General features: G+C 34.6%; 8 protein-coding genes, 1 pseudogene and 1 CRISPR repeat array (1 of these 10 cut by a window edge). Of the genes and pseudogenes, 4 read left to right on the top strand and 5 right to left on the bottom strand.

Annotation, left to right across the window (positions count from 1 at the left end):
• Nucleotides 1-645: direct repeats of the CRISPR family, unit length 30 nt; unit sequence GTTTCAATTCCTCATAGGTACGATACAAAC (it extends 400 nt beyond the left edge of the window).
• A 192-nt stretch (nucleotides 646-837) separates the two neighbouring features.
• Nucleotides 838-1,380, bottom strand: a pseudogene (locus HNQ82_RS10545) (RpnC/YadD family protein); the annotation flags it as partial.
• Between the two features lie 371 nt (nucleotides 1,381-1,751).
• Between HNQ82_RS10545 and HNQ82_RS10540 the strand changes: the two are divergent.
• From HNQ82_RS10540 to HNQ82_RS10525, 4 genes are all read left to right on the top strand, one after another.
• Complete coding sequence (locus HNQ82_RS10540; RefSeq protein WP_183249445.1) at nucleotides 1,752-4,676, top strand: dynamin family protein; 2,925 nt, start codon at nucleotides 1,752-1,754, stop codon at nucleotides 4,674-4,676.
• 79 nt (nucleotides 4,677-4,755) lie between these two features.
• Nucleotides 4,756-6,684 (top strand): dynamin family protein, encoded by a 1,929-nt coding sequence (locus HNQ82_RS10535; protein WP_183249443.1) that lies wholly within the window; start codon nucleotides 4,756-4,758, stop codon nucleotides 6,682-6,684.
• Complete coding sequence (locus tag HNQ82_RS10530) at nucleotides 6,681-8,465, top strand: dynamin family protein (protein ID WP_183249442.1); 1,785 nt, start codon at nucleotides 6,681-6,683, stop codon at nucleotides 8,463-8,465. Before HNQ82_RS10535 ends, HNQ82_RS10530 begins: the two co-directional genes overlap by 4 nt.
• 14 nt (nucleotides 8,466-8,479) lie before the next feature.
• Nucleotides 8,480-8,893: a hypothetical protein gene (locus HNQ82_RS10525; RefSeq protein ID WP_183249440.1), complete on the top strand. Its 414-nt coding sequence runs from the start codon at nucleotides 8,480-8,482 to the stop codon at nucleotides 8,891-8,893.
• A gap of 62 nt (nucleotides 8,894-8,955) precedes the next feature.
• Here the strand turns inward: HNQ82_RS10525 and HNQ82_RS10520 are convergent, their stop codons facing one another.
• From HNQ82_RS10520 to HNQ82_RS10505, 4 genes are all read right to left on the bottom strand, one after another.
• Nucleotides 8,956-9,309, bottom strand: coding sequence for a hypothetical protein (locus HNQ82_RS10520; protein WP_183249437.1), 354 nt, complete (start codon nucleotides 9,307-9,309; stop codon nucleotides 8,956-8,958).
• Nucleotides 9,296-10,225 carry a biotin/lipoyl-containing protein gene (locus tag HNQ82_RS14785; protein ID WP_183249436.1) on the bottom strand — a complete coding sequence of 310 codons (930 nt, stop codon included), beginning with the start codon at nucleotides 10,223-10,225 and terminating at the stop codon, nucleotides 9,296-9,298. The genes HNQ82_RS10520 and HNQ82_RS14785 overlap by 14 nt, the downstream gene beginning before the upstream one ends.
• 199 nt (nucleotides 10,226-10,424) lie before the next feature.
• Nucleotides 10,425-11,258 (bottom strand): hypothetical protein, encoded by an 834-nt coding sequence (locus HNQ82_RS10510; RefSeq protein ID WP_183249434.1) that lies wholly within the window; start codon nucleotides 11,256-11,258, stop codon nucleotides 10,425-10,427.
• Between the two features lie 68 nt (nucleotides 11,259-11,326).
• The gene (locus HNQ82_RS10505; RefSeq protein ID WP_183249432.1) at nucleotides 11,327-11,704 is read right to left on the bottom strand and encodes a hypothetical protein; all 378 of its coding nucleotides are present in this window, start codon (nucleotides 11,702-11,704) and stop codon (nucleotides 11,327-11,329) included.
• Nucleotides 11,705-12,102 lie beyond the last annotated feature (398 nt).

Here is a 12,102-nt window from a genome sequence, read left to right as displayed (position 1 = left end):
ATCGAGTTTCAATTCCTCATAGGTACGATACAAACATTAGCATGAAAAAGAGAAATCAAATGTTGGTGATGTTTCAATTCCTCATAGGTACGATACAAACCACGGTGTCCAACTGTTGATATATCAACGATTTTCACGAGGTTTCAATTCCTCATAGGTACGATACAAACTATACAGACATGACAGACCGTGAATTAGGGCATTGTTTGTTTCAATTCCTCATAGGTACGATACAAACGTTGAATTGTTTCCGCAATGGCATGTTTACATCGACGTTTCAATTCCTCATAGGTACGATACAAACCATACAACCCGCGTTCAAGAAGCTGAAAACTGGAAATTTGTTTCAATTCCTCATAGGTACGATACAAACACAGCTTCTGAAGCACTCAAAAGAACAGGTATAACATCGGTTTCAATTCCTCATAGGTACGATACAAACTTAGTAGGATACACATACTGAGAATGTGGAAAATATTGTTTCAATTCCTCATAGGTACGATACAAACACAATCCAGCAGACGAAGACGAAACCATCTTTCGTCGTGTTTCAATTCCTCATAGGTACGATACAAACTCAGCACGCTCCCATGCCTTTGTCCCATTGTTCCACGTGTTTCAATTCCTCATAGGTACGATACAAACCCCAAAAAGTATTGATAAATCAATGTATGGAAAAGGTATACAACATCATTATACATACATCCGAAAATTCAGTCAATAATCTTTATGCCTTGATCCGTCTAAAAAACTTGCAAAAAGCAACTTGTCGTCGATCCCCCGGAGTTTTTGCAAGATTGGAGGTCGACGACAGTTGTGAAATAATACACAAATTACTTATTCCTTTTCTAACAGCTCCCGTACTTCTTCTTTCGCAAGGTCTGTCATGCGTGCAATATCTTCTACACTCATCCCTTTTTTCGCCATCGTTTGTATAAGATGCTTCATGCCTTGTCGTTCATACGAAATCATGAGTTCCAACACTTGTTCTTTTTCTTTCGTCTCCATTTCATTCACCTCGCTTCGCAGTCTTCGTTCTTCTTCATCTGATAGTTTTACATATGTTTCAAAAAAGCCAAACAACAACCGTTGTTTCGCTTCGTCTAATTCCATTCGGACAAGCATGCGTAAAAATTGCTTTTTCAGTTCTACCCGTTCACTTTCAGTATAACCCATTTTACTAAGCAGTGCAGCGGCGATCGGGTTGTCTTGGCGAATGTAGTTGCGCCAGTTTTGTTTACGAAGTTCCACAGTGAAAAAGTGAAAATTAAGCACATGACCAAACGGAAATTGGAGGATAAATGTCGATGGTTCGTCGCGGATCGTATCGTAGCTAAAGACGGCAATCGGTACGATGTGTTTACGGTATTTTTCAAACAAGCCGCGTTTTTCTCAATCGTAAATTGTCGAATGAGATCGTCTTGAGGCTTTATTTAAGAACCACAACTTTTCATCATGGAAAATATAGTTATAAGTCAAACTATAAATGAGATAGACCTAAAACGAGATGCACGTATATTTTCCAGACAAACAGTACACTATCCACTCTATCTCAATATTGATGTTTGAAGGAAAATATAAGATAATTGTAAATACAGGAATTTTATCATAAAAGCTTCTCTCAAATAGTTTTTTTGCTACTAATCACAAGAAGCTTCTATCGATGCTCGATGTTTATTTAAATGGATCGTTTGATCAAATTCAAACTAGAAACAACAGCATACAAACATTTTCTTCTAAAGGTGAACATAATGAGTAAGCTAGAGTACTTAGACCAAATGTTAAATACATGGATAGCTTTGTCGAAAAAACACCCTGAACAACAATCATTTGTTAATGAATTAATAGATATTCAGGAAACATTGAAATACCCATGCATAGTTGCAGTTGCCGGAGAATTTAAAGCCGGGAAATCAACTTTTATTAATGCATTACTTGGGGAAGAAGTTTTAGCTTCAGATGTCATCCCTGCCACAGCAGTAGTTACAAAGTTAGTATACGGAGAAAAGAAAGAACTAATTGCACATTTTACAAATGGGCAAAAAGAGAACTATTCAGAAGAAAAATTGAAACAGTTAACAACGGAAATAAAAGAAGGAGAAAATCTTAGGAAAAAGCTTTCATTCATCGAACTTAAACTTCCAAATTCTTTGTTAAAAAAAATTACAATTGTTGATACTCCCGGTCTAAATTCTAACTACTCGCATCATACGGAAGCAACGGAAACATTTATTAAAAAAGCAGATTTTGTTATTTGGCTATTCGACTATTTACATACAGCAACAGCATCAGAAGTCGAGATGATAAAGAAACTACAACAATACAAAATCCCTTGTGCAACACTTGTGAATCGAATCGACTTACACGATGAAGAACAGGAGCCTCTGGAAGAAGTTCTGGAGTTCAACAAACGTCGTTTACAAGGAATTGTTGACCACCTTATCGGCATTTCTGCAAAAGAAGCTTTAGAAGCAAAAATATTTCAAGACCGCGTGAAGTACGAGTGGAGTAATTGGGAAAAAGTTGACTCTTTGTTAAACAAAATTCAATCACAATCATTGGCTTTAAAAGAGGAACGAACATTTATCCGATTAAAAGACGTTCTTCAACAAATAGACGAGCTATTTATCAAACGTAAGGCAATGTATTTATCAACAGAGTTATCACAATTAATACCCTCATTTGTGAAAAAAGATTATCCTGCAATGTTACAATTAAAACAACAAATCGAAGACGAAGTCATGGCAATACAACAACAGATTATACAATGGAACGAACTCATTCCAGAAGAACTCAACGAATTAAATGAAATTGATGAATGGATCAAATCTTACACAAAAAGCATAGAGAAGTTCCATTCTAAATGGATGTTTAGTAATCAAACAGATTTATCTTCAACAATTGAACATTGGAAAATCATATTGTCTTCACTTTATCAAACTTATATAGAAAAATATAATGAATTTATGCACCGAGTTGAAAAAACAAAAATAGAGGAGCAAAATTTAAAGAGAATATTGAATGATATAGAAAAAACATATAAATTTTTTAGAAAAAGGAAACTTAAAGCGTTTAACGATCAGCAAATTCGTTTTAACTCAGCAATCAAAGATTTGCGTATAGAATGTGCTAACATTAATTTAGAACGTCAGGATATCATATCCCATATCAAAACACTTCAAAATTTTATATTAGAAGATATTAACTATAGAATCATTTTTCTAAAAAAACAAATCTCTTCTTTGAAACGCAACTGGCACACAGAAAAAAACAAAATGTACAAAACATACAAACCGTTTCTCAAAAAAGAATGTAAAAAAGTTCACGAAGATATTCAATGGATACATTCGTTTACTAAAGCACTTTCACCTTTCTTCACAGATATAAGTGCACAAGAACAACAAACAAATGTACAATCTTATCATCATTGCCGGTACTTATTTAACAACATTCAAACAATATATGCTGATACAGCATTTGAGCCTTTTATATATGGCTATGGTGATTTTATTAGTTGGAAAAATTCAAACTTATTCTCACTCAATACTGAACGTATCGAAAAACAAATAACTTTAAACCTTTGGACAGATAATTTATACGACCAAATCCCGAACACAATCGACTATCCAACAACTAAAGAGATGGCTCGAGTAACAACTTTACACATTCATTTCACCATGGCTGTATTAATTTGTGTGTTTCTCATGGCACTTTCAAAAGAATCTATAAGAAAACCGCTGCTGAATACAATGGACATTGTCTTGAATAAATTACAAACTTTCGCTCAAATGGATGAAGAAACAGTAGATATGAATGAGGAAGATGTCATAGAGGAAGATGTCATAGAGGAAGATGTCATAGAGGAAGATGTCATAGAGGAGGAAGAATTTGTAGAGAATGAACACATACAAAACGCATACGACTGGGGACAATCAACTATTGAAGACTATATGACGAGATTATACGAGAAGCTGAGTACAAACATAAATAATCCAACACTTTTTCGATGGAATGAATGGTTCTCAGAAGCTGGATGGAACGATTTCGAAGAATATTATAAAGCTCATAAAGGAGAATACTATAACAAGCTAACTGTTACCGATTATCAACTCCTCTCCGATGATCAAATTGAAGTGACAACTCTTGAAATATTTGAAACAGCAGAAGAAATAAAACAGATCAAGGGCACGTATACAATATCTTTACTACCAGATAATGGATCACCTTTGATTTCTCGCTTTTCCTATAATTTGATAGGAATAACACCGAGAGAAACTGAGACCATTGAATACGTATCTGATGATCAATTGGAAGCTTTTATGAGTGATTTTTATACATCATTTACTGAAGCATTTAACGGAGGGGGCTTCTCCGTTGTTGCACCATATTATGCACCAGAGGGTAGTGAGTACGAAAAGATAAAACAGTTTTTAGACTTTGTTTTAGAAAAACAAATGATGATGGAAAATCATTTGTTTCAAGTGACATCGATTACACCAGAAGATGAACAGCATTATCTCGTCAATGTGTATTATGAAGACAGTTACTATTATCGGGATGGAACAGCAGAGCGTAAAAGAGTTGAAAGTCAATACCGTGTCGTAATTACTTCGGAAGGGAACATATTAATAAAGGATATGATCTTCTTAAACATTTTAGAAGAAACACCACTATAAAGTTTCAAAATATAATAAACAAGACAAGGGGGCTGTCATCTTTTTACGTCCCCTGTCACAATCGAAAAGGAGTGCAACTATGAATCATCTCACATTAAATTTTTTTAAAGAAAAGAAAAATCAAGTTCTTTTGTTATTAGACGAATATCTTTTTACTTTAGAAGATATGAAGAGTAGCGAGAAAAAGAAAATCGAAGAACTAAAAATAGAAGTAAAGAACGACAAATTTCAGATCGTTGTTGTCGGTGAATTTTCACGTGGAAAATCTACTTTTATCAATGCCCTTCTCGGGAAGAAGTTGCTACCTTCATCCGTTAAACCGACAACGGCTATTTTGAATATTATCTCTTATAGCGTTGAACCTTGTATTCATATATATTTTCACGATAAAACCAAACCAACATTATCTATAACAGAGCATGAATTTTCACAAATCGTCGCTCCAAAAGATCCGATTATAGGTGATCCACGGTCAGAATCTGAATACAAAAAACAGTTAGACTTTCTACGAAATATTAGTTATGCCAAAATTGGCTATCCCATTGAAGTATGCAAAAATGGAATAGAAATTATCGACACCCCTGGAACGAACGACTTAGATCCAATGAGGGAACAAATTACAAATAATATTATTCCGAAGTCAGATGCAGCTATTCTTTTATTATCTGCTACCAAAATACTTTCTGAATCAGAACTAAGTTTTTTAAAGAACAGACTTTTAGAAAATGACATTCATAAAATATTTATCGTCATTAATTTCAAAGATTTATTAAAGACAGAAGAAGACATGAAAAAAGTTATGGACTACGCTACAACAAATTTAAAACCGATTTTAAAAGAACCGAAAATTTTCATGGTCGCAGCAAAAGAAGCACTAAACGCGAAAAGGAAAGCCAATGGAGAAGTACTGACAACTCGAAGAGGACCAATCGCTGTTTGGGACTACGAACATACAGGTTTTATCGAATTTGAAACATCCCTCGCTCATTTCCTTGAATATGAACGCGGGGCAGTAAAGCTAAAAAAACCTATTCAACGATCTATCAAAAGCATCAATGAAGTTATAAATAAACAACTTTCCTTTGAACGCAGCGTACTCAAGACAAAAAAAGAAGACTTACATACTAAAATCGATTCTATTATGAAACAAGTTGAACATTTAAAACAGATAAGCCAAAGAGCCCAAAAAAATCTTTCTTTTTATCTCAAAAAAGAGAAATATGAAATCAAACAATGGTATGAAAAAGCATTACAAACTATTTATACGGATGCATTACAATTATTCGATGACCATAGTTATTTATCTGCTAGTGAGTTAGGAAGAAAAGTAGAAGACTTTTTAGGTGTACAAGAACGCGAAATACATCTTCAAAAATTCGAGCAAATCAAACAAGCAGTCCAAAAGAGTATGGAAAGATCTAGTGAGGAAGTAAATAAACAATTGGGACAAATTAATCTGGAGGTAGAACAATTATGGAAAAAAGAAGAAAACAATGACACTATGAGAGAAATAGATATCTTCACATATGATACAGGCTTCGATTTAGTGAAGGAGGTTTTAGATATAATAGGACATTCTCGAAATTACAATCTTGCTGTGAAACTCGTACTCGGGGTGAGTGCAGTTATTGCAGGTATTATTATTGGTGGTATAGGGGCACTATTTAATTGGCTATCTGGAGAAGACGAAAAACAAAGAATGCGTCGCGATTTGACATTCCAATTTGAACAGAAAAAAATTGAAAAAATTAAAGCACTAGAGGAGGAGTTACAATACTTATTAACAGAAGTAGAAAACAAATATAAACAAGTTTTACAGGACCAAATTTCTAGATTCCAATCCCAAATAAGACAAATGATAGATAGCACAAAAATGGAAGAGACAGAAATACAAACTCGGTTAGAAAAAATAGAAAGATGGGAAACGAAATTAAACATGATTAAAAACTCGTTACAATCCCTTTATAATGAATTAGAGGACTCTCAAAAGACGGAGGAGTATGTATGAATTATGAACAAAAAAAAGCTGAGCTACTGCAACACGCCTCTTCTCTTTTAGAAAAAATAAAAAAAGAAATGCCGTCAAGTCAACAATTAGAAGCGTTGAGTGACCTTATAGACGATATACGTCAAGATTATTACACAATTGTCGTAGTCGGGGAGTTTAAACATGGCAAATCCACTTTTGTGAACACATTATTATCGGAAAATGTTATGCCTGTCGATGTCACCCCTACTACAGCGCTCATTCATGCTGCTTTTTTTAGTAACACACCGGAAATACATGTAGTTAAGCGGGACGGGGAAGTAGAGATTAAACATTTATCACATGATGTATTACAAAATTATACTGCTTCCTATCATGGCGATGGTGATAATGAAATTAAATACTTAAAAATCTTTCTTCCTTCTCCCTTTCTAGAAAAACGAGTGGTCTTAGTTGACACTCCCGGATTAAATGACCTAAATCAACACCGTTCTGAGATTACTCATCGATTTATTCCAAGAGCTGATGTTATAATCTTTATGCTCGATATGACAGCTCCATTAAAAAAATCTGAGCAGGAATTTTTAGAAAAGAATGCTCTAAAGCATGTAAAAGATCGAATTCTTTATGTTGCCAACTTCATGGATCGAATCGATGAAGAAGAGATTGAAGACGTTGTTGATCTAATCAAGAGAAGAATTGAAAACATTACTGGACAAGAAAATCCACTTGTTTTTCCAATTTCAGCTCAAGAAGCATTGGAAGGAAAACTATATGGAAACGAAGAATTATTACATTATTCGGGAATGATTGATCTTGAGCAACAAATAAAAAGAACGATTGAACACGGTTCACGAAGTGAAGAGAAGCTATCTCATTTCACTAACCGATTAAAACACATTCTTGATTTAATATGCGCAGAAATTGATCTCATCCAACAAGCTGCTCAGCAATCTTTAGATGTATTAAAAAACGAGGTACAGAAGATTGAGTCTTGGTTTGGACAAAGAGAGAATTGGGAGATGCAAATTAAACAATATTTGTATGAACGTGAAGAGGAAATTCAGTATTTAGTGAAAAAATCAGTTGCAGCATTTGAGGAAAAAGTAAAAGCAGACATAAAACATAAGATTACCTATTTTCACGGTTCCGACATAAAAACATTTGTGGAATCCCATTTACCTTCCGTCCTTCATTCTCATTTTACCAACTGGATCGATCAATATAGCGACTATATATACACTTTGCTTCATAAGTTGGAAATGGAGCTTTCTAAAGGTCTAACGGAAGCATTTAAACAAACTGTACAGATTAATGTACCACTCTTAAAAAAAATTAACTATGAGGCTAACCTATCATTAACGGCTGTCCATACAGAAAACGCTTCTGTCAAAGCTGGGCTTCTCGTTGGTGGAGCTAGTACAATCGCACTATTAATGGGAGCGTCCTTTGTTGTCCCAATTATTGGGGCAGCTGGTTTCCCATTGATATATCGCAAAATAGCTGATAAACAACTCGAGCAGATTAAACCGGAGCTCCTTTTCCATATTGATCAAAGCATCACTAGCTTATTTGATGATTTTGATCAACATATGAGTGGGTTTATAAGTCAAGCGATTAAAGACATCAAAGATTTTACATTAGAAGAGTTTTATCGTCTACTCCAATATACTGAAAAAATCATACAAGAACAAATTACAAACAAACAAGAAGCAACTTCTTCTGCACTTGCACAACAAGATGCTCTTGAACAGCTAAAACAAGAAATACAAGATTATCCATACCATTTGTTACAAAAGTAAAGGAGGATATCATAATGAGTGATTCTTTTTTCAAAGACTTTGATCAATCTAACGTCTCTGATTTATTTGATCAAGACTACGGAAGAGATTTTCAATTCCCTCTTCCAGACGGACACGTAACACCATCCATCGATTTAAATACTTTTTCATCATTTGACCATTTTAATCACATATTTGATCATCATGATCCGTTAAAATACGTTTATAAATTCAAATTTAAACCTTTTCACCTAAATGTCGATAACCTTCATTTTGTCAAACCACATTATGTAGACAGCTATGTGCGTAAAGATGGAACAGTTGTACAAGGTTATTGGCGTGATGGTGATGGTGATACAAGTATTAATCGTATGACGGAACAAGGTGGCGGATACTTGCGTTCAAATCCTGATCACACAACACTAAATAATCTAAAAAGCAATCTATAAGCAAAAACCAGGGGGCTTCCCTGGTTTTCCTATTTTATTAAATTATTAAAAATCCCTAAAAATTATACCCCTTCGCTATCACTATGAACAATACGATCCGACTTCCACATGTTTTTAAGTGTAAGTTTTAACATTTCATCAAAGCCTTGAAATTCTTCATACGCATGATTCCAAACAACAGATATGAAGTTTTCTTTAAAATCCTCATAAGCCAAAATACATGAAGAAAGAAACAAAAGCCCGCCGATAAATATCATTAGTATAAAAGCAATTCCCTCTATAAATGTGTTATCAGAAAACACAAATGTAACGATAAACTTCACAACTAAGAAAATAATAGCCATAACAATTACATTAACAACAAGATACATGAGAAAGTGCAAGAGATACAATAATGTCCCTCTAATTATCAACATCTAACGTCCCCACACTTTCAACTAACCGATCGATATTAATCTCAACCAAAGATTCAATTTCATCTTTATGTTTTAACATTATATATTCTTTTAAAAATACTCTTTCTTCTATTGAAATATTCATACCATTAATCATTTTTCGAAAGATATTAAAGAAAATTTTTTCATTTACAAGAAAATTATAGTTAAATTTAGTTTTTTGAACAAGCAACTCTATATATGTTTTAAATGCATGTTGAAATATGATAGTACCTCTGAGTTTAGCCCTTTGCCGTGATTTTTCGATAAGTTGATATGATTTTAGCATGCAAAACTTCAATTTTAACTCATACATATGTTTATCTTGTTCGTACAGTATTAAGCGCAACCGATGAATGTCTTCTTTCCATCTTTTCACTTCTTCTTTAAGCTCGTTTTCCTCGACCTGATAAGATAACACTTTATCAATAAATCGTTTGTTTCCCAATAATACTTTTAAAACAAAGGATAAAGATATATCCTCTTCACTCAAAATATTCTCCTCCTGTTCTTTGTCTGGCTCAAGAGCTGGAGTAGAATAACATTCACCCTCACCTATGTGATTTTTCAGCGACTGGCTATTTATTTGTTCCTTCGTTGACAATAATTCCTGTTTCACGTTCGTTTGCTTTTCCTCTACTTGTCCTTCTCCTTCGACTTCAATCGTACAAATGACAGCACCAATAGGTAATGTTTCTCCTTCTTTTGCAATAATTTCTTTAATAACACCATCATATAAAGATATAATGGTCCCATTAAAACATTCATCTGACATTATTACTTCAACAAGTGGATCGTATTTATTGATGCGGTCACCGACAGATACGATCCATTGCCTAATCGTTCCTTCCGTTACACTTCCGCCAAACTGTGGCATCGTAACTTCCTCTATCGCCATCGTCACCCCTCCTTAAAACTGGGCCAATTCACGAATGGCCTTTTCGGCTTGATCTAGGCTGACCATCTAATATGTTGGCGCAACATGTCAGGAACGTCTGAACTAGCTAGCCTCATCATTATAGACACTCCCTATGGATTTGATAGGTTTGCTATACATTCCTCTATTCTTCGTGTCTATAATCTAGACTAACATCAGCCTATGTTAAATTGTTCCCTGGATTCCCGTCTGGATTCGTTCTTATATAGCCTCCGCCTTGTTCTTCAGTTAAGTTCACGCCTGTATTTCCATCTCCATCACGCCAATACCCTTCAATCCATTGACCTTCTCTCCAATATCCGTCAACCCAATGGGGACGAATATGATGTATTCCAGTACTTTCCTCCTCTACTTCTTCTAAGTAAGTCTCGTTTTCATCCTCTTTACTCATCCAATCACCATTGCTTTCTATCCAATCTTCTTTACCAACAAAATCTATTTTACCTAAATTCCCCACATTATTTTCTGCCGTCCCGACATGATTAACTGTTTGATGCAATGTATCATCGTCCATATCCATAGATTTAATATCCCCTTCTATCGAACCGGCATAATCAGCACCATCTATGATATCAACAACTCCAACCGCCAACATTCCCACCGCAGCTGTTTTTGCAATTTCAGCTAAACCATTTTTCAATTTGTTCTCATCATTATCACGTATTCCCTCATAAACTTCTTTTCCATTTTCATATGTATGTTTAGCAGTATAATATACCCCTTTTACTGTACGTGAAACCGATTCACCAATATGTTCAAGTCCCTTTTCAATCTTTTTCTCATCTTTATTTGCAATACCTGCGGCTGTGTCCCATACTCCATCTAATACTTGTCCGAATGTGTCGCCAGTAAACTCTGAAGCTTTTTTCACACCATTTCCAACTTCTTTTACCCACTCACTTCCCGTTAACTCACCAACAACATTTACAGCTCCACCGATTACCGTACCCGTTGCCTTGCCAGCGAATCTTCCTAACCCCCGAAAAAAACCCAAGCAATTCCCCTCCATTTCTTCAACAAACTAGTTTTTTCAACATATCTCTTATAATGACAAATATCCCTCTATTCTGTCAATTTTTTTCGTGTCTCTGATGTCAGGATCAAATATAGCACACTTCTTTTTGCTTCTACTTTTCTTACTTTTTCAGTTGATGGAAGAAGGGAAAGTAAACCAAGCTTTAAACGTGATTCGGGATCGACCATTTTTTGACGCACACCATCGATATGATCGATCAACTTATAAATGGCATTCATCATAACTTTTCTACTTAAAGATTTTTTCTCATTTGTTTTTGATGCGATCCGTACTTCGATTCCATTATCAGAAAATGACACAACTGTAAAAGTAGCTTTTCCTTTAAATGTTGACACAACTTTTCCTTCATAAAGCATAGACAATAGTTCTTCCCACATTTGTTCAGCAAACGATATTCTATCCATCAGCATCCCTCCATACGTGTTGTTGATTATTAAATTTCACATTTTTTACCCAATCCCTCTTTTTTCTGTGAAAATAACCAATCCATGGGCGGTTATTTCCATGCTAGGTGGCGAGCAAAACTTGCTCATGGATGTTTTTTATGTTATTTCTTGAAGTGTATCGTCGTTTGTCGATAAAATATTTTTCTACATCTAAAAAAATGTAATCTTAGACCTGAGCCCCCCCATATTTCTCTATTGTAACGAAATTGTATTTACCTCGAAAGAATGGAGTGTACGCCATCTCTTGATTTAAAAATGGATTTTTATGTTTAAACGGCTGTTCGATCATCTAAACAGAAAATCAATTACGATGATGTTTTAAACGTACTTTTACACTGAAAAGAGGACGATCGCAT

Source organism: Anoxybacillus tengchongensis (genome assembly GCF_014201585.1).
Lineage (GTDB): Bacteria > Bacillota > Bacilli > Bacillales > Anoxybacillaceae > Anoxybacillus > Anoxybacillus tengchongensis.
This window is presented reverse-complemented; position numbering and strand designations above follow the sequence as displayed.